Origin of the sequence: Streptomyces neyagawaensis (genome assembly GCF_023516595.1) — a bacterium.
GTDB classification, from domain to species: domain Bacteria; phylum Actinomycetota; class Actinomycetes; order Streptomycetales; family Streptomycetaceae; genus Streptomyces; species Streptomyces neyagawaensis.
In genome coordinates this window covers 15,895-36,181 of the sequence record NZ_JAMGBG010000065.1, presented here as the reverse complement: position 1 = coordinate 36,181, position 20,287 = coordinate 15,895, and the positions used below count along the sequence as shown (strand labels likewise).

General features: G+C 74.4%; 3 protein-coding genes and 2 pseudogenes. All 5 read right to left on the bottom strand.

Annotated elements, in window-relative coordinates:
• Window positions 1–26: 26 nt before the first annotated feature.
• The gene (locus M8J73_RS45910) at window positions 27–467 is read right to left on the bottom strand and encodes an acyl carrier protein (RefSeq protein WP_283947005.1); all 441 of its coding nucleotides are present in this window, start codon (window positions 465–467) and stop codon (window positions 27–29) included.
• A 330-nt stretch (window positions 468–797) separates the two neighbouring features.
• A pseudogene (locus M8J73_RS45905) lies at window positions 798–2,468 on the bottom strand (ketoreductase domain-containing protein); the annotation flags it as partial.
• Window positions 2,469–2,637: 169 nt separating this feature from the next.
• Window positions 2,638–9,423 (bottom strand): annotated as a pseudogene (locus M8J73_RS25710) (SDR family NAD(P)-dependent oxidoreductase); the annotation flags it as partial.
• Window positions 9,420–18,941, bottom strand: a complete 9,522-nt coding sequence (locus tag M8J73_RS25705) for a polyketide synthase (RefSeq protein WP_249829106.1) — start codon at window positions 18,939–18,941, stop codon at window positions 9,420–9,422. The gene M8J73_RS25705 and the pseudogene M8J73_RS25710, both read right to left, overlap by 4 nt.
• The gene (locus M8J73_RS25700; protein ID WP_249829105.1) at window positions 18,938–20,143 is read right to left on the bottom strand and encodes an aromatic ring-hydroxylating oxygenase subunit alpha; all 1,206 of its coding nucleotides are present in this window, start codon (window positions 20,141–20,143) and stop codon (window positions 18,938–18,940) included. The genes M8J73_RS25705 and M8J73_RS25700 overlap by 4 nt, the downstream gene beginning before the upstream one ends.
• Window positions 20,144–20,287: the final 144 nt, after the last annotated feature.

The following is a 20,287-nucleotide window of genomic DNA, read 5'->3' as shown; positions in this document are numbered from 1 at the left end:
TCTCGTTCGGCTCGGTCGTCATGGCGTCACCGGTTCCGGTCGCGGGTGAGGAGGGGGTGCAGCAGAGCGCTCAGGGCGGAGACACGCTGGTCGTCCACGGCAACGGAGGCACGCTGACCGTCCACGGCAACGGAGGCAGGCTGACCGTCCACGGCCGCGGAGACACGCTGACCGTCCCCGGCCGCGGAGACACGCTGGTCGTTCACGGCCACGGGTCCCGGCGACGGCGTGTCCTCGGCGGAGGCCGGGGAGCTCTCCGGGGCGGCCGTGGTGAGACCGGCGGCGACCTCGGCGGCCGTGGGGGCCCGCATCAGCAGGGAGGGATCGACGGTGAGGCCGCTGCACCGCTCCAGGGCGGCGGTCAGCTCGGCGATGACCAGGGAGTCCAGTCCCAGCGCCTGAAGCGGACGGTCGCCCGGGTCCTCGCCCAACACATGCACGAACGCGTCCCGCACATGACCACGCATCAGCTCGTGATTCCGTCCACCGGACGGCCGTGCGGCGATCACGGTACGGATCTCCGCCACCTCGTCGGACGCCCCGGGCCGGGCCACCCCTCGCGTCGCGGGAGAGTCGGCCGATGCGGGTAGTGCCTGCGGCGGCGCGGCGGTGGAGGCCGTGCCGGGGAAGACGACCGCGCCACCCGACCTGATGTGGGCGAGGAACGCGTCGGCCGCCTCGTCCGCTGCGAGGGAGTGCGCGGCGGAGTACGACGCGTCCGCCTCCATGCCCGTGCCGGTCCAGTTGGGCCACGCGTGGGCGGTGACCGCGGTGACGGGGCCGTTCTCGCGCTCGGCGAGGGCGAGTTGGTAGGCGTTGGCCAGGCTGTAGTCGACGAGGCCGCGTCCGGCCCGGGGCTGGGTGCCCGCGATCGAGGACACCAGGACCGCGAAGTCGGAGCCCTCCTCCTGGGCCAGGCGTACGGCGTTCAGCGAGCCGGGGACCTTCGGGGCGACCACGCGCGCGGCGTCGCTCCAGGGCCGGCGGTGCATCGCGCCGAACGGGTTGACCCCGCCGGAGCAGTGCACGACACCGAGCAGGCGGCCCCAGCGCGCCCCGAACTCGTGTGCCGCGGCGGCCAGGGCGGAAGCGTCGGCGACATCGCAGGGCAGGTACGCCGCCTCGGCCCCCTGCGCCGCCTCCCGCAGCCGTGCGGCGCGGGCCTCGTCGAGGACAGAGCGCCCGATGACGCCGATGTGACGGGCCCCGCCGTCGACGAGCCGCCGGATGAGATGCCGTCCGACCGCGCCGAGTCCCCCGGTCACCAGGTAGTACCCGTCACCGGTCGGCCGGTACGAGGGGCCGGGCCGGGCGGCGGCCGTTCGCGGCACGTACCGGACACCCCGGCGGTAGGCCACGCTCGTGCCGGGGAGGAGGTCCGTGCCCGGATCGGCGTCGGGGCCCTGGAGCAGGGCCGTGTACTCGGCGGCGACCTGCCGGGCCCGGACGCCGACCGGGTCCGCCGGGTCCAGGTCGACGACGGCGCACCGCTTCCGGCTCTCGGCGCAGGCCGCCCGTACGGCCACGGCCATGGCGGCGGCCTCGGGCCTCAGCCGTGCGTTTTCCGGCCGCGCGCGCTCGGCCCCGTGCACGGCCGGAACGTGCACAGCCGGAACGTGCACGGCCGCGCCGTGGTGTCCTGCCCAGAGCAGCCGCCCGTGCGCGGGCAACGCCTTGACGAGGGAGGCCAGTTCGGACCAGAAGGCGCTGAGGTCGGACGGTTCGCCGGCCGGACCGTCCGGGGGGTTCACCACGACGACGGTGTCGGCGCCCAGACCGGTCTCCTCGACGATCGCGCCGTCCTCGCGGAGCAGGGCCGTGAGGGCGGCCCGCAGGGCGGTGTCGGCGGTGACGAGGCGCACCGAGCCACGCGGCGGCCGGGCCCCGGCGAGCGGCAGCTCCTGGGGATGCCATGCGACGCGGAGCGCCTCGGGGGATGACGGTGCCGTGGCCTCGCGGGTGTGCCAGTGCTTCCGCGCGGCGAACGGGTAGGTCGGGAGGTCGGTGACGCATGCTCCGGGCGCGGAGAGCCGAGCCCATTCGACGTGCGCGTATCCGGCTCTCACCATGGCGACGACGGCGGTGTGACGGTGCGGTTCCCCGGCCGCGACCGTGCCGCCGAGGGCCTGCTCGGCGGTGAGCTCGCTGTCGACGCGGGCGATCGGCAGCTCGCCCGCGGCGACGGAACGCAGTGCCGCGGCGAGTTCGGCGGCGTCGCGCCCGCTCACGGCCGTCTGGAACTCCAGCGGGGAACGTCCCACGTTGGCCGTGTGGCAGAGGTCGGCGGTCTCCCGGTCGTCGGGTGCGGCGTCGAAGCGGTCGGCGTAGGCGGCGGCGAGGGTGCGCACGGTGGGCTCGTCCGCCGCGGTGACACGCACCAGGTGGGGGCCCTGAACGGTCACCGTACGGGCGGGTGCGGGTGGTGGCTCCTCGACGACGACATGGGCGTTGACCCCGCCCATGCCGAACGCGCTGACCGCGGCCCGCCTCGGTTGTCCGCCTCGCGGCCAGGGCCGGGGGGCGGTCGGCCAGGTAGAACGGGGTGTTCTCGAAGCGGATGTGGTCGTTGGGGCGTGTCACGTGCAGCGTCGGCGGGATCACGCCGTGCTCCATCGCCAACAGGGCCTTCACCAGGCCCGCGAGGCCCGCCGCCGGCTCCAGATGGCCCACGTTCGACTTCAGCGAGCCGATCGCGCAGAACTGGGCGCGATCGGTGTGTTCACGCCAGGCCCGGGTCAGACCCTCGACCTCGATCGGATCACCGAGGCTCGTCCCCGTGCCGTGCGCCTCCAGGAGCCCGATCGTCTCCGGTGACACGCCGGCGTCCCGTAGGGCCTCGGCCACCACCTCCCCCTGGCCGCGCGCGCTCGGCACCGTCAGTCCGCTGGTGCGGCCCCCGTGATTGACCGCGCTCCCCCGGATCACCCCGCGTACCCGGTCCCCGTCCCGCAGAGCCGCCGCCAACGGCTTGACCACCACCGACACGACGCCCTCGCCCGGTACGAACCCGTCGGCCGCCGCGTCGAAGGCACGCGACGCGCCGGAGGCGGACAGGGCCCGCAGATTCCTCATGGCCACGTAGTGCAACGGCGACATGGCGACGCGGACACCGGCGACGATTGCCTGCTCGCACTCGCCGTTGCCGATGCTGCGCACCGCCGTGTGCAGGGCCACCAGCGACGACGAACACAGCGTGTCGAGCGTCATGCTCGGGCCGCGCAGGTCCAGGAAGTGGCTGAGCCGGTTCGCGAGGAAGGCGTTGTGGTTGCCGAGGCCACTGTGGGCGTCCAGCTCCGGCGGAATGTTGTAGTCGCGGTAGTGCTGGTAGCTGGCGCCCACGAACACCCCCGTGGACGGCGGCAGTCCGCGCGGCGGCAGACCTGCCGACTCCAGCGCCTCCCAGGTCGTGCGCAGCAGCCAGCGGGCCTGCGGGTCGAGCACCTCGGCCTGCTTGGGGAAGAAGTCGAAGAAGCGGGCGTCGAAGTCCTCGACGTCGTCGAGGAAGCCGCCGAGATCGGACGCGGAGCTCTCCGCGTACGTCCCCCAGCGGTGGGCCGGCGCGGCCCCGATCTCCGAGCCCCCGCGCATCAGCAGCCGCCACAGCTCCTCGGGGTTCCGGGCACCGGGCAGGGCGAGGGCGAGGCCGATGACGGCCATGTCCTTGGAATGGGCCGCGAGTTCAGGTGTGAGCTCGGGCGCCGGGTCGGGGGCAGGAGCGGCGGTGACCGTCACTGCGGCGAGGGTGGCGGGCCGGGGTGCCTCGGTCCGTTCGGCCACCTGGGCGGCGAGGGCGCGGCAGTCCGCCGCGTCGAGGACGTCCGTGGGGCTCAGCCGTACGCCGTGGTGTTCCTCGATCTCCGCCGCGATCGCTGTCGCCAGCATGGAGTCGAGGCCGGCGGAGGAGAGGGAGGTGGTGGGCGTGACGCTCGGGTCGTGCAGGACGTTCCGCACGACGGCCAGCACGGCGGCCTCGACCCCGGCCACGGGTGCGGGCTCGGGCTCGGGCTCGGGCTCGGGCTCAGAGGATGGCGCAGGCGCGGCTGCGGAAGCAGACTTGGGCGAGGGCAGGGCGGCGGTCACGGCTGCGCCGTTCACCGCTTGCCGGGCCCCGGCCGCCACCGTCCGGTACTCCACGTCCTCCAGGCGCACCAGGACGCGGCCCTCCGCGGACAGCAGGGAGGCGTGTCCGCGCCGCACCCCGTCCGGCGCGGTGTCGTCGGCGTCGAGCAGCACATGGGTGGCCCGCGCGGGATCGTCCAGCCGTACGACGCGCCCGATGGACACCGGCAGGTACGCCGCCGACACCGCGGCAGGATCGGCCAGTGTCAGGACGGCCATGCTCTGCAGCGCGGCGTCCAGGGCGACCGCGGCCCCCTCCAGGGCGTCACCGGCAGGGACGTCGACCCGGGCCAGCACCCGGGCCGCACCGAAGCGCACCTCCGTGAGGGAGCGCAGCGGGGCGGCGAAATCCATGCCCTTGGCCGCGAACCAGGCGTACAGCCCGGTGGGTTCGAGAGTGCGGTCGAGCCCCGCGCGCAGGGCGTCGATGTCGAGGCCGCCGAACCTGCCGGCCGGCACCTCGTCCGCGCGGCCCGTCTCCAGGCGGGCCACGATCCGGCCGCCGTGCCGGAAGGTCACCGGCCCGGTGCGGGTGGGGCCGTCGAGGTCGCCGAGGTCGCTGAGGAGGGGGTGGGAGCCCGTGCCGCGGCTCACGAACGCGACCCGCCTGAGGACAGCGGCGCTGCGGAGAGCCAGGGCCAGCGTCAGCGCTCCCGGCAGCGTGTCCTCACCGAACACGCGGTGGGCGCGGGAGAGCCGCTCGACGATCCCCGTCACGTCGGCCGTGACCTGGCGTGCGCCCCGGTCCGTGGACTCCGTCCCCGTGGCGGGCGCGACGGCTGCTTCGGCCCGGAAGGGGTAGGGCGGCAGAGCGACGCGGCGGGTCGGCACGCCCTCGTACACCCGACCCCAGTCCACGGTTCCGCCGCCGGCGTGGAAGAAGGCCAGCCCGGTGCTCAACCGGTCATCCGGGAGCTTGAGTTGGGCCGCGATCCGGTCGGGGGTGTGCGAGGTGAAGGGGGCCAGGCGGGCGGCGAGTGCGGCGTCGGCGGGACGCTCGGCGCCGCGCGGCACCGTCCCGTCACGCAGGACGATGCCGCGCGACTCCCCGTCCCCGAGGGCCTCTCGGTCTCCGCCTGCGATCCGCACGAGTCCGGCCAGCAGGGAGTCGGCCGTGGTGCCGAGGACCACGGCCCGGTGGCGCAGATGGTCGCGTCCCGCGGCGGCCGAGCGGCACAGCGCGCCCGCGGCGGACGGTTCGGCGCGCAGCGCCCGTTCCAGGTCCGCCGCGCGCCGGACCAGGGCATTGAGGGTGTGCGCGGACAGCGGAAGCAGGTACTCGCCGAGCGGAGCGTGCGCGGAGGCGTCCGGCGCGGGCGGTGCTGCGTACTCCTCCACGACGATGTGGGCGTTGGTGCCGCCCATGCCGAAGGCGCTGATCCCGGCACGGCGCGGCGTGTCGGAGTGCCACGGTGTGCGCCGCGTGGGGATCACGAAGGGCCCACCCGTGAGGTCGAGGTGCGTTCCCGGCGTCTCGTGGCCCGCGAGGGGCGGGATCTCCCCGTGTCTGAGGCACAGCAGCACCTTGACCAGTCCGGCCAGTCCGCTCGCCGGTTCCAGATGCCCGACGTTGGCCTTCACCGAGCCGAGGTGGAGCGGAGTCCGGCGGTCCGGGTCGGCGCCGAACACCTCGGTGAGCGCGGCGATCTCGATCGGGTCGCCCAGCCGGGTCGCGGTGCCGTGGGTCTCGATCAGGGAGATGTCCGCCGGGGCCGCGCCGGCGTCGTCGAGGGCGGCCCGGATGACAGCGCTCTGTGCCTCGCTGCGGGGCACGGGCAGGGCGCTGCCACGGCCGCCGTGGTTGACGGCGGTCCCCCGGATGACGCCCCAGACGGTGTCACCGTCGCGCTCGGCGTCCTCCAGGGGCCGGAGCATGACGGCGATCGCTCCCTCGCCGGGGACGAACCCGTCGGCGCGTTCGTCGAACGGTCTCGGCAGGGTCTCGGAGAGGGCCCCGAGCTGGCTGAGGCTGCGGTAGTACCAAGGAGTGAGCCCGACGTGGCAGGCGGCCACGATCGCGGCGCCGCAGGTCCCGGAGCGGAGTGCGGCGACGGCCTGCTGGACGGCGACGAGGGAGGAGGAGCAGAGGGTGTCGACGGTCTGGGAGGGGCCCGTCAGGTCGAGGGCGTAGGAGACGCGGTTGGCCAGCACCGCGTTGAGGGAGCCTAGGGCGGTGTGCGGTCCGACGGTGTCGAGGCCGTGGGCGTCGCGGTGGTGGGTGTAGGTGGCGCCGACGAAGACGCCGATGTCGCGGCGACCGGCGAGGCCGCTCTCGTCGCGTACCGCCCAGGCGTGTTCGAGCAGCAGCTTCTGCTGGGCGTCCATCTCCTCGGCCTCACGTACGGAGATGCCGAAGAACGACGGGTCGAAGCGGTCGATGGCGTCGAGGAAGGCTCCCGTGCGGCAGTAGGTGCCCGTCATGTGGGGGCCGCGCGCCTCGAAGTGCGCGTCGATGTCCCAGCGTTCGGCCGGTATCTCGGTGAACGCGTGTCCGCCGGAGCGGAGCAGCGGCCACAGGGCGGCCACGTCCGGCGCGCCGGGCAGGTCCCCCGAGACGGCGACGACCGCGATGTCCCGCCCGGCCCGGCCGGCAGCCCGCCGGGTCCGCCCGACCGACCCGGACTGCGGCTCAGGGGACCGTACGTCCTCCGCGCCGGCCTCGGCCCCGGTCGTCCTCCCCTCCCCCACGCCGGGCTCGGGCCCGGTCGTCCTCGGGGGCGCGACCGCGCCGGCCGCCCCGTATCGGTCCGTCAACGCCTGGGCGAGGTCGGCGAAGTCGCCGTGCTCCAGGAAGAGCGTGGCCGGGAGATGGAGGCCCCACCGGCGGGAGAGTTCCTCGGACAGCTCGACGCTCATGATGGAGCTCATGCCGTAGTCGGCGAGGGGCGCGCGGCGGTCGAACGAGGACACGCCGAGCCGCTCGGCGAGGAAGCACTCCAGCGCGTCCTCCACCCGTTCCCGTCCCTCGGCGACGTGTACGGCGTCCAGGTCACCGGTGTCCGCGCCGGCCGGCGGCCGGGTGGCGGGGGTGGCGTTCCCCTCGTCCCCGTCGGGCCCGGCCTGCGAAGCGTCGGGGTGGGCGACGACCACCTGGCGGGCGTCCCCGCCCAGCACGGTGATCAGCGCGTCCAGGGCCTCGGCCGTGCCCAGTGGCTTGACGCCCCGGCGCCGCAGCTGGTCCGCGACCGCCGTGCCCATGCCGACCTCGCCCCACAGGCCCCAGTCGACGCTGAGCCAGGGCGTGCCGTGCGCGTGGGCGAAGGCATCCAGATAGGCGTTGGCGGCGGCGTAGCCGCCCTGGCCGAGGTTGCCGAAGGTGCCGGAGACGGAGGCGAACAGCACGGCGAAGTCGAGGTCCGTGCCGGCGACGGCGTCGGCGAGTTCGCGTACGCCGGAGACCTTGGGCCGCAGGACGGCGGTGATGTCCTCGGCGGTGGTCGACCGGATCAGTCCGTCCTTGAGGGTGCCCGCCGCGTGGACCACGCCGTGCAGTTCGCCGTGCTCGTCGCGGATCCGTTCGACGACGGCGCTCAGTTCACCGGGGGCGGTGACGTCGGCGGCGTACGACACGACGGTGCATTCCGCTGCTCCGGTGTCGACCGGGTGGGAGGGGGCGGCTCCCGGTCGGCCGCTGCGGCTGACGAGCGCGACGAGTCCCGCGCCCTCCGCGGCGAAGCGGCGGGTCACCTCCAGGCCCAGTCCCCCGTGTCCGCCGAGGACGAGATAGCGGCCGCCCCGCCGGATGGGCCGGACCACCGGACCGGCCAGTGCGTCGAACACGCGGACGGGTTCGTGGCGGACGCCGTTCCGGTAGCCGACCTCCGTGGGACCGTCGTACGTCGCCGTGGGGCCGTTGTCCGTCGCGGCGGGGCCGTCTCCGGTCTCCGTGAGGCCATCGCCCAGTTCCGCCGTGAGCGCGTCGCCGGAGGTGTCGTCGAGGTCGACGAGCCGGGGGCGCAGGCCGGGGTACTCGATGGCCGCCGTGCGGACGAGTCCCCACAGGGCGGCGCGGGCGGGCACCGGTACGTCGCCGTGCCCCACCGGTTGGGCGTGCCGGGTCACCACGAGGAAACGGGACCTGCGCTGCCGTTCGCCGAGCGTCTTCAGGGCGGCGAAGCATCCGTAGAGACCGGCGCCGAGTTCGGTGTCCTCCTCCCGGTCACCGTCCGTCGTACCGGCGTTCCACAGGTGCACCACTCCCGCGACCGGGTCCCCGATGCCCTCCCACAGGTGCCGGAAGGCGTCCTCGTCGGCGTGCGGGAGGACGAGCCGGTCGTCCTGGAGCGCTCCGGTGGCTTCGTACGGACGGGGCGTGGCGGGTGTGCCGAGGCCGACCTCCACCACGCGGGCGCCGTCGGCGCGCAGTCGCCCGGCGGTTCGCCGGCCGAGGGCGTCGCCGTGGTGGAGGACCACCCAGGTGCCCTGCGCGGCGCGGCGGGCCGGGCCGGGAGCGGGTCGCCAGTGGATACGGGAGACGAGCCGCGCGGTGCGCCCGCTCGGGGCGGCGGTTCGTCCCACTTCGGTGGTGCTGCGCATACGGACTCCGGTGAACTCCGCCGCGACCTCGCCCGACGGCCCGAGGACCAGGGCGTCGCCCGTCGAGTAGGCGCCCTCGACCCCGGTGCGGCGTGCCAGGACGGTGGCCCCGGACGCCAGGGCCGACAGATCGGTGTGGACGGCGACGCGCGCGACACCGATCGGCAGCATGGGCCGCGGCCCGGTCGCTGCGTCGAGGTCCTGGAGGGCGCAGCTCATGACCTGGAACACGCCGTCCGTCAGCAGGGGGTGGGCGAACCAGGGCAGGGGTTCGGCGTCGCTGCGCAGAAGGGCGCGGGCGGTGCCGTCGCCGACGGTGAGTTCGCGGAGGGTGCGGAAGTCCGGCCCGTAGCGCAGGCCTGCCCGCGACCAGCCGGCGTACAGGTCGTCCGGGGCGATGGTGCGACGGACGGTGATCCGCGGGACGGTCCCCTTGGGCGTGTCGTACGGGAGGGGTCGGCCGCGGCCTGTGCAGAGCTGTTTGCGTTCCCCGGCGGTGACGGTGTTCAACTCGAAGCGGGTGTCCGGGTCGTGGACGACGTCGAGGCGGACGGCCGCCGTGGCGTCGTCGGCGAGGGTGAGGGGCCTGAGGAAGGCCACGTCGGTCAGTTCCAGCGGTGCGAACGGCCCGAGCCGGGCCACGCCCACCATCGCCATCTCCAACTGCGCCGCGGCGGGCAGCAGTCCGGTGCCCCCGGCGCGGTGCTGGGCGATGAGGGGCTCGCTCCCCGCGAAGGTCTTCTCGTACGTCTCGGCTCGCTGCGTCACTGTCCCTCGCTCCGGTGCTGGTAGTGGCGGTCGAACAGCGGGTGGCTGACGGCGTTCGTCACTGCGCGGCGACGTGCGGGGGGTGCGGCCAGCGGCTCCCGGTGGAACGGGTAGACGGGCAGGGTGGTCGTGCGGTGCCGTTTGTCCTCGTGGAGCGCGGGCCAGTTCAGGTCGGCGCCCGTGAGGTTGTGGTGGGCGGCGAGGGCGGTGTGCAGCTGGATCTGGTCGCCCCGCCCGCGCTGGAGGGTGGTGAGCCAGACGGGGTGCGGCTCGGCGAGGGTCGTACGGGCCAGGGGCGTGAGGTGGGGGTGGGGGCCGATCTCCCAGACCGCCCGCGGGTCGGTCTCCGCGAGGGCGGCCAGCGCCTGTGTGAAGCGGACGGGCCGGCGGATGGCCTCGGCCCAGTGCCCGGCGTCCACGGCGGAGTCCGGGGTGTGCCAGGTCCCCGTGAGGGTGGACGCGAACGGGACGGCGGGCGGTTTGAGGGCGGTCGCGGCCACGGCCTCGGCGAAGGGGGCGACGGCCGGTTCCATGTCGGCGGAGTGGAAGGCGTGGCTGACCGGGAGGAGCTGGGTGCGGTGCGGGGTGTCCTCACGGAAGCGGGCGAGCGTGTCGGCAGGACCGGTGACGGTGTGCGCGTTCGGCGCGTTGTAGGCGGCGATCTCCAGGCCGGGGTGGGCGCGCAGCGCGTCGATGAGGGTGTCGGTGTCGGTGTGGACGACGGCCATGGCGCCGGTCGCGGGCCGGTCCTGCATGAGCCGTCCGCGCAGGGCGGTCAGCCGGAGCAGGTCGGGCAGCGAGAGCACCCCGGCGGACCAGGCGGCGGTGAGTTCGCCGAGGCTGTGCCCGGCTACGGCGTCGGGGCGCACCCCGGTGGCCTCCAGGTAGCGGGTCAGGGCCACCTCGACGCTGACGATGGCGGGCTGCGCGTACCGGGTGTGCTCCAGCAGGTCCTGGGCGTCGCCCCACAGCAGGTCGAGGAGGGGGACGTCGACGTGCGGGACGAGGAGGTCGGCGCAGGTGTGCAGCGCGTCGCGGAAGCGGGGTTCCGTGGTGTACAGGCCGCGGCCCATGCCGGGGTACTGGGAGCCCTGGCCGGTGAACAGGAAGGCCGTGGTGACGGCCCTGCCGGTGTGCCGGACGACGGGTGTGCGGCCGGCCGCGACGTCGCCCAGGCGTTCGGCCAGCTCTCGGGCCGTGGCACCCCGCACGGCGACCCGGTGACGCTGGGCTGCCCGGCCGGTGTTGGCGGTGAAGGCCACGTCCCCCAGCCGGTCCTCGGGGGTGACAGCCACGTGGTCGGCGTAGGCGGTGGCCAGGGCGCGTACGGCGGCCTCGTCGGCGCCGGTGACGCGCAGGAGATGGCTGTCCTGCGTCGGGCCCGAGGGGGCGGGCGTGTCGGGGGCTTCCTCGACGATGACATGGGCGTTGACGCCGCCCATGCCGAACGCGCTGACCGCCGCCCGGCGCGGCCCGCTCCCCCGCGGCCACTCGACGGGCCGGTCCGCGAGGTAGAAGGGCGTGTTCTCGAAGCGGATGTGGTCGTTCGGGCGGGTCACGTTCGCCGTGGGCGGGATGACCCGGTGTTCGAGCGCCAGCAGGACCTTGACCAGTCCGGCGAGTCCGGCGGCGGGCTCCAGGTGGCCGATGTTGCTCTTGAGGGAGCCGAGCGCGCAGAACTGCGACCTCGCCGTGAAACGGCGCCACGCCCGCATCAGCCCTTCCACCTCGATCGGATCGCCCAGCCCCGTCCCGGTGCCGTGCGCCTCGACCAGACCGATCGACTCCGGGGACACGCCCGCGTCCGCCAGGGCCGCCGCCACGACCTCCTGCTGCCCCGCACCGCTCGGCACGGTCAGGCCGCTCGTACGGCCGCCGTGGTTGACCGCGGTGCCCCGGATGACCCCCCGTACCCGGTCCCCGTCGCGCAGCGCCGCCGCGAGGGGCTTCACCACGACCGCGACGACACCCTCGCCCGGGACGAAGCCGTCGGCGCCCGCATCGAAGGCACGTGACCTGCCGGTGGGCGAGAACGACCTGAGGCGTGAGCCGAGTTGGAAGTACTGGGGTGACATCCCCAGGTGCACGCCGGCGACGATGGCCTGCTCGCACTCGCCGGCGCGGATGCTGCGCACCGCCGTGTGCAGGGCCACCAGCGACGACGAGCACAGCGTGTCGACCGTCATGCTCGGGCCGTGCAGGTCGAGGAAGTAGCTGAGCCGGTTGGCGAGGATCGCGTTGTGGTTGCCGAGGCCCGCAGCGGTCTGCACGACGTCGTCGACGACCAGGTCGCGGTAGTGCTGGTAACTGGCGCCCACGAACACGCCTGTGGAGCGGTGCGGTCTGCCGGCCAGCCCGGCGTCCTCCAGGGCGCGCCAGGCCGACTGGATCAGGTGCCGCTGCTGCGGGTCGATCCACTGGGCCTCGGCGGGTGACAGCCGGAAGAAGCCGGGGTCGAAGTCGGTGAGCCCGTCGACGAAGCCGGCCCGCCTGAGGTATACGGTGCCGGGCTCGCCGTCGGTGCCGTAGTAGGCGTCGATGTCCCAGCGGGAGGCGGGCACCTCACGGAGGCAGTCCTCACCGTCGAGCAGGACCCGCCACAACTCCCCCGGGTCGGCGGCGCTCGGGAAGACACCGTCGACGCCGACGACGGCGATGTCGTGCCGCTCCGGGTCGGCACCGCCGGCGGCGGGGGCGGCGGAAGCGGCGGGAGCGGGGTTCGGCTCGGCCGGATCGACGGCCGGTGGGCCGGCAGCGAGGACCGGCGCGGCGGTCGACGCGGCAGAGGCCACGGCGGTCGACGCGGCGGTGGCCGCGAGGGGAGCGACGGCCGGCTCCGCCGGGGCGAGGGCCGTCCCAGCCGGGGCGAGGGCCGTCCCAGCCGGGGCGACGGCCGTCCCAGCCGGGGCGACGGCCGTCCCAGCCGGGGCGACGGCCGGCTCGGCGGGGGCGAGGGGATCCTCCCGCTGGACGCCGGGGGCGGTGGCGGTGTCCGGCTTCGCCGGCTCCGCCGAGGGCGCCGGATGCGCCGGTGTGTCGGGGCCGTCCGCGGCGCCGGGCGTGAGGGTGACGCCGTACTCCTCGCGGAGTTCGGCGGTGAGCCGGTCGACCGTTCCGGTCTCCAGGACGAGGGTGACCGGGATGTCGACGTCGAGCCTGGTGCGGATGTCCTGCGCGAGGGCGACCGCGAGGACGGAGTCGAGCCCCTGCTCCTGCAGCGGACGGTCCGGTTCGAGTTCGTCGACGCCCTTCTCCAGGGCGTCGGCCACCCAGCGGGCCAGCGTCGCGTCGAGGCCGTCACCCCGTCCCCGGCCCGGACCCGGCGGGACGGGCGCGGGACGATGACCGTTGCTCCGCGCGGCCGGTACCGAGGGCCTCGCGGGAGCGGCGTCGGCGCCGCGGGCCGTGACAGGGCTCGGGGCGCCGGACGAGGGCGTGCCCGACAGCCGCTTCCAGGTGATGCCGCGGGCCTCCAGCACCGGATCGTCGCCGTCGAGCATCAGCAGACTCGCGGTCAGCAGGCCGGAGTCGGGCCCGGTGTCCCTCTCGCGGCGGGCATGGACACGGGCCGTGACCGGGACCGGGCCGAGGACGGTGAGCCGTTCCACGGCGAACGGCACGTACAGGCCCTGCGCGCCGCATGCGGCGAGGGCGATCTGGAAGGCGCCGTCGAGGAGCCGGGCGTCGACCACGCCCTCGGGTGCGGTCGCGGCGCGGAGCGTCCCCGTCGCCCGACCGGGTGCGGTGGAGAGCGCGGCGACGGTCCGGAAGGCGGTGCCGTAGGCGAGTCCGTCACGGGCGAAGGCACGGTACAGCGACCCGAGTTCGACGGGGGTCAAGCCGTCCTCGGCCGACGGGACGCGGAGTGCCGGAGGCTCGGGCTCGGTCAGCTCGGCGGTGGCGACGAGCGCTCCGTCGCCGTCCCGGAAGCCGAGGCGTGTTCCGTCGCGTTCGGCCGAGAGGGTGGCGGGTGCCTCGACGGCCTTGCGGAACGTCAGATCGCGCAGGCCGAACCGTTCCCGGCCGACGAGTTCGGCCACCTTGCCGGGGTAGGCCGCGCCGGGCAGGGTCGGCCTGCCGAGGACGACGTGCTCGTCGGCCTCGGGGAGCCGCGCCCAGAAGTGGGTCGTACGCCCGGTCGTGGCGGCCCCGCCGGGTACGTCGGCGGGCGTGACCTCTTGAGGTGCTGGCGTGGCGGCCGGTTCCAGCCAGAGGTACTTCTCGTCGTGTGGCGCGGTCGGGAAGCGTACGCCCGCCCGTCCCGGCCCGGTGTCGAGGTCGGCGCCGGTGACGAATCGCCGTGCCGTCGCCTTCAGTTCCTCCCGGTCCGCCCCGTCCCGGACCGCAGCGGTTCTCGTCCTCGACGAGCCGTCGGCCAGCCCCAGGTGGAGGGAGCGGGCGTCGTCCACGCCGGCCAGGAACAGCCGTAGCTTGTCCTCCAGTTGCTCCAGGCTGTCGACGACGCAGGCGAGCCGGTGCCCCGCCGCCGTACGCCTGCGGCTCGCCTCGCTCAGTGCCCTCAGGGACGGGCAGTACGGGGAGCGAAGCATCAGCACCAGGCGGTTCACAAGGGTGCGCAGCGCGTCGTCCGACACGGCCGAGAGGGTCACCAGCCGGGGCAGCCGGTCGTGGTCCGCTGCCTCGTCGGGTGTGGGGGGCGCGGCCTCGACGACCACGTGCGCGTTGGCGCCGCCGAAACCGAAACTGCTGACGCCGGCGATCCGCGGTCCCTCCCAGGGCAGCGGGCGGTCGGCAACGAACAGCGGTGAGGCGGCGAAGTCGAACGATTTGTTCGGGTCGGTGAGATGGAGGGAGGGCGGGATGGTGCCGGCCTGGAGGGCGAGGATCGTCTTGATGAGTCCCGCGATGCCGGCGGCGGGCTCCAGGTGGCCGATGTTCGTCTTCACCGACCCCACGGCGACCGGCCGGGCGGACCCGCCGAGGACGGCGTGCAGCGCCTCCAGCTCGATGAGGTCACCGAGCTGGGTGCCGGTGCCGTGCGCCTCAACGTAGCCGATGTCTTCGGGGGCGACGCCGGAGGCGGCGAGCGCCTTGCGCAGCACCGCCGTCTGGGCGGGTCGGCTCGGCGCGGTGAGGAAGCCGGCGCTGCCGCCGGTGTGGTTGACGGCGGTGCCGCGGATCACGGCGAGCACCGGGTCACCGTCGCGGCGGGCGTCCGCGAGCCGCTTCAACAGGACGACGCCGCAGCCCTCTCCGCGAACATAGCCGTCGGCGCCCTCGTCGAACGCGCGGCACACCCCTTGCGGGGACAGCATGCCGTTGCGGGCGAAGGACCGGGTCTTGTCCGGCGTCAGCACCAGGTTGGCGGCGCCGACCACCGCGGCGTCGATGTCGCCCGACCTCAGGTGGACGGCGGCCTGGTGGAGGGCGACCAGGGACGACGAGCACGCCGTGTCGACGGCCATGCTGGGCCCCGACCAGTCGAAGACGTGCGACAGCCGGTTGGCGACCATGGAGATCGCGGTGCCCGTGGCGACGTGCGGGTCGCTGTGGCCGATGCTCCGGGCGACCAGTTCCGGGAAGTCGCTGGCGATGGTGCCGATGAAGACGCCGGTGTCGCCGCCGAGCGAGGTGTGGTCGTGGCCGCCGCTCTCCAGCGCCTCGACGGTCACGCTCAGCAGCATCCGCTGAAGGGGGTCGAGGCGGCGGGCCTCGCGGTCGCTGAGGCCGAAGCGTGCGGGGTCGAAGTACTCGACGCCGTCGACCCAGCCCATCGGTATCGCGTCCGCCTCGGCGCCGGTCCACAGCCGGGCCCAGCCGCGCCTGCCCGCCGGGGCGTCACCGATGCTGGAGACCCCGTCGGCCAGGTTGCGCCAGAACTCGTCCGGCGTGGCGGCACCGGGGAACCGGCACGCCATCCCGACCACGGCCAACGCCCCCTCGGGCGCCTCCTCCCGCGCCCGCTTGTCCGCCTTCTCCCGCGCTACCTCGGGCGCCGCCCCCTGCCCTGCCTCGGCCGTCTCCCGTACGGGCTCGGCGGCATCGGCCGGGGTCTGCGCCTGCGGGGCCGGTCGGGCGACCCGTACCACGCCCTCGTCGGCCAGCAGCCGTGCCAGCCTGGCCGGGGTACCGGTCGCGAAGAGCGACGGGGCGGTGACCTCCGCGCCCAGCTCCCGGCCGAGGCGCACGGCGGCGACGGTCACGTTGGCCGACTCGCCGCCGAGGTCGAAGAAGTTGGCGTCCGCCGGGAAGTCGTCCTGCCCGAGCACCTCGCCGAAGACCCGGGCGACGAGCACGGTCAGCGCCTCGCCGGTGAGGACGGCGCCCTCGGTGGCCGACGTCGTGTGCGGGGCGGAGGTCGTCGTGTCCGTGCGCAGGATCGTGTCGCGTGTGGGCCGGGGCAGTCGGGCGCGGGCCACCTTGCCGTTGTCGGTCAGGGGCAGCGCGTCGAGCCGTACGTACGCGTCCGGCACCATGTACTCGGGCAGGGTGGCGCCGACGTGCTCGTCCAACCGGTCCTTCGCGGGCAGGTCGTCGCCGACCAGGTAGGCGGTCAGACGCGGCTCGCCCCGGCCCTCGAAGCGTGCGGCGGCGACGACGGCCGCGGTGACGCCGGGGAGCCGTTCCAGCACCTGCTCGATCTCGGCGGGCTCGATGCGGTTGCCCCGCACCTTCACCTGGGCGTCGGCGCGGCCGAGCCATTCCAGGGCGCCGTCGGCGTGGAGCCGTACCTCGTCGCCGGTGCGGTACATGCGCACCCCGCTCCCGGGGTGGACGGTGAAGGCGTCGTCCGTGAGGTCGGGCCGGTGGGCGTACCCCCGCGCGAGGCCGGTGCCGGAGATCCACAGCGCGCCCTCCGTACCGGGTGCGCAGGGGGTGAGGTGCTCGTCCAGGACGTGCAGCCGCAGGTTCGGCAGCGGTTCGCCCAGCGGGACGAAGGAGCCCACGGAGGTGACGCGGTGGGCGGAGGCCCAGATGGTGGCCTCGGTGGGGCCGTACAGGTTCCACAGGGCCCGGGCCGTGGCGTGCAGGCTCTCGGCGACGCCGCGGGGCAGGGCCTCGCCGCCCGAGAGGACGGTGAGGTCGGCGGGCGGGGTCCAGCCGGTGGCCAGCAGCAGCCGCCACATGCTGGGGGTGGCCTGGGCGACGGTCACCCGGTCGGCCAGTTCGGCGAGGCGCCGTGGATCGCGGGCCGTCTCGCGGGAGGCGAGGACGACCTCGGCGCCGACGGTCAGCGGCAGCAGGAGTTCCAGCAGGGAGATGTCGAAGGCAACCGTCGTGTGGGCGAGGACGACGTCGTCGGCGCGGGTGCCGAGCCGCTCGCCGATGCCGGTGAGGAAGTCGGCGAGCGCCCCGTGCTCGATCTCGACGCCCTTGGGGGTGCCCGTGGAGCCGCTGGTGAACAGGGTGTACGCGAGGTCGTCCGCGGTGACGGTCGGTGGCACGGCCGGTGCCGACCCGTCCGCCTCGGGGACGAGCAGGGCCGTGCCCAGGGAGGCACCGAGCGCGTGGGTGGCGGGGTCGGTGAGGATCAGGTCGCACCGGGCGACCTCGGTGTAGCCGCGCAGCCGGTCCGTGGGGTGTCCGGGGTCGAGGGGCAGGAAGGACGCTCCGGCGCGGAGGATGCCGAGCAGGGCCGGGAGCAGCGGGATGCCCCGGTCGACGAGGACACCGACGACCGACCCGGACTCGATGCCCTGGTCGTGCAGACGGGCGGCGATCGCGTCGGCCCAGGCGTCGAGGGCCGCGTAGTCGAGGGTGCGGGCGCCGCTGCGGACGGCGGTGGCCGTGGGCCGGTCGGCGACGGTGGCGGCGAACAGGTCGAGGACGGTCGCGCCCCCGGGCGCCGTCGTCTCCTCGGCGGTCGGCGGGGCGTCGCCGTCGGACACAGGGGCGAGCGAGGTGGCGCCGGTCCGTGAGGCGGGCCGGGTGTCGTCGGTCCGGGATGCGGGCGAGGTGGCGCCGGTTCGAGAGGCCGGCCGGGTGTCGTCGCCGTGGAGGAGGGCGGTGAGGGCGAGGTCCTCGATCCGCTCGGTGAAGGCGAGCGCCTCCTCCCGTGCCATGGCGGTGTCGCGGACGAAGACCGTGGGCGGGCCGTCCCTGAGGCAGAGGAGCGCGATCTCGGTGTGCGGTTCGGCGGACGCCTCCTCGCCCGCGCCGCGTTCGAGGACCATCACGTCGGTGAACGTGGGCTCCCCGCTCCCCAGGGGCCGCCCGGCGAGGCCGAGCCGGACCTCCAGGTCGGCGGTGTAGCCGTTCCGGGCCGCGGCTTCGTCGAGCTTGGCGCGCAGGGCGCTCGCGCTGTCGCCGTCGTAGCGGACGGGGAATCGCGCGGCGGCTATGCCCTGGGTGTCCTCGGCGCGTGCGCGGGCGGCCGACGGCGACCAGGCGAAGTCGAAGACCGGTGCGTCGGCACGTTCGGCCACGGTGTCGAGGAAGGCGCGGACGACGCTGATGGTCTCCTCGCGGGAGCCGGGGACGAACGCGAGCTCGTAGCGGCCGTAGTGGGCCGCGCCGGCGCTGAAGTCGTCGACGGGCAGCCGGGCCGGGCGCAGGTCCAGCAGCCGGGCGCGCCACCAGGGTTCGTGGGGGCGCAGTGCCTTCTGGGCGGCGGCGACGGCGGCGAGCCGTTCCTCGCTCACGGGAGGCAGGGCGGCACCTTCGACGGCGCCGAGCCGCTGGGCGGCGGCCTGGCCGCTGAGGGCGCTGCCGTCGACGGCGGCGAAGTCGCTGAGGACGAGGTCGGCGTCCGGGGCGGACAGGGTGAGCGCCGAGGTGGTCACGGACCGCACCACGGTGTCCGTGCGGGGCTCGTCGCGGGGGATCAGCCTGATCTGCCGGGTGAGGACGGCGCCCTGTTCGGTGACGAGCGTGGGGATGCCGAGCGGGTTGGGGAAGCTGCCGTAGTCCAGGGCCTTGGCGATACGGGCGGCCTCGGCGGCCGGGGTGCCGGCGTGGACGATGCCGCCGGAGGCCATGCGCGCGGACCGCCGGTAGAAGCGGCGCTCCCGGCCGGCGGTGTCGACGGGGTCGGGCAGGGTGCCCGCCACGATGTGCGGGACGAGCTTGTCGAACAGGTCGATTCCGACCTCGGCGGTCTCGTACGTCAGGGAGAGCGCCGTGGAGTGGTCGCGCACTGGGAACCAGCGTTCGAGGAGGACGCTGCCCGCGTCCACGGCCTCCGTCATCCGATGCCAGGTCGCCGCGTGCCGGGTGGCGCCCTCGTACAGGGCCCAGGCCGGGACGTGGCTGCCGGAGTAGCGGGGCAGGGGGCCGTCGTGGAAGTTGACGGCGGCGACCCGGGGAAGGTTCAGGACGTCCGCGGTCAGGATGCGGAAGTTGACGATGCTGAGCAGGTAGTCGAACGGCCGCCGGGACAGGGTCCCCGCGAGGTCGTCGTGCGGGTCGAGCACGGGCACGTCGTGCGCGCCGGCCCAGGCCACGACCGCGGGGTCGTCGCTGAGGACTCCCTCGACGTGTACGCCGGCGTCGAGCAGCTTCTCCGTGCACCGGGTGAGGACCCTGGTGCCCCCTATGACGTAGCAGGTGGTCGTCATGCTCCCCCCTCTGCCACGGCGGCGGGGCGGGCGGGTCCGGGGGCCTCCGTGTCCCGCGCGTGGTCCGCGGTGCGGGCGGCGACCCAGGCGTCGATCTGGGAGACGACCTCCTCGTCGAGGGAGAGCTGGCCCGGCCTCCACAGCGGGTTCGACAGACCGCGGTGGGTGCGCTCGCACATCTCCCAGTCCTCGTGGTTCGCCTTGTCCCACAGGGCGAACACGGCTTCGTGGGAGAAGTCGTCCTTGGCGGTCTCGGAGGGGTGGAACAGCCAGAAGTGCCGTACGAAGCAGGTGCCGGGGCTCTCGGGCCAGACCCACTGCATCATCACGTAGTCGGCGGTGAACCCGAACAGGAGGTTGGGCAGGATGGTGATCCAGTTGATCCGCTGCCGGTCCGCCTCGGGCACGAGCGGCAGCGGGGTGCGCCGGCTGTGGCCCGTCATGGACACGGAGTTGAAGCCGCTGCGGATGGACTGCCACGCTCCGACGATGTCGCCCCGGAGGTCGTAGGTGCCGGCGTCGTCGAAGTCGGTGATGCGGTGCAGGTCCTTGTGGGCGGTCGGGAAGTGCAGGCTCTCGTTGACGTTGTGCGCGACGAGCTTCCAGTTGGAGGCGACGGGATAGTCCTTGGCCTGGACGCACTCCAGGTCGGCGAGTTCGTAGACCCGCGCGAACTCCCCGAACTCGCCGAGGACTTCGTCGAGGTCGGGGGCGTCGTCGGCGAAGGTGATGAAGACGACGCCGTGGCGGATCTCGGTGCGGATGGGCAGCAGACCGTTCTTTTCCTTCTCGAAGAAGTGGTCGAAGTAGGTGCCGTTGAGGCTCTTGAGCCGGCCGTTCCGGTCGTAGACCCAGCAGTGGTACAGGCAGACGAGGCTCTGCCGTTTGCCGCTGGGTTCCTCCACGAGCTTGTAGCCCCGGTGGCGGCAGTAGTTGTGGTACGCCTGGATGCCGTCGTCGCCGTGGAGGAGGAGGACGGAGCCGCTGCCGATGTTCAGGGTGCTGTAGGCGCCCTTCTCCTTCAGGCGGGAGACATGGTCGACCGGGAGCCAGTGCCGGCCGTAGATGCGGGACATCTCCCGCTGGAACTGCTCCTCGCCGGTGTAGAACTCGTGCGACCGGCCGATGCCACCGGACTCGAAGTAGGGCCTCTGCTCGGTCTGCTCGCTGATGAGGTCGAACATGCTGGACGCGCGCGTCATCTGCTGGGCTCCCTCGGGGTGAGGTGCGGGAAGGCGGTGGAGGAGGGCACCGGGCCCGGGCCACGGGGTGTACGCACGGGAGTGCGACGGCCCCCGGGGAGTGCGCCCGCCCCGTCCGGTGGTGGTCGGTGGCGCGACTCCGTG

Excerpts from the sequence above, each read along its gene's own strand:
- M8J73_RS45910 (WP_283947005.1), bottom strand. The coding sequence starts at position 467 with ATGCGTGGTCATGTGCGGGACGCGTTCGTGCATGTGTTGGGCGAGGAC.
- M8J73_RS25705 (WP_249829106.1), bottom strand. The coding sequence starts at position 18,941 with ATGACGACCACCTGCTACGTCATAGGGGGCACCAGGGTCCTCACCCGG.
- M8J73_RS25700 (WP_249829105.1), bottom strand. The coding sequence starts at position 20,143 with ATGACGCGCGCGTCCAGCATGTTCGACCTCATCAGCGAGCAGACCGAG.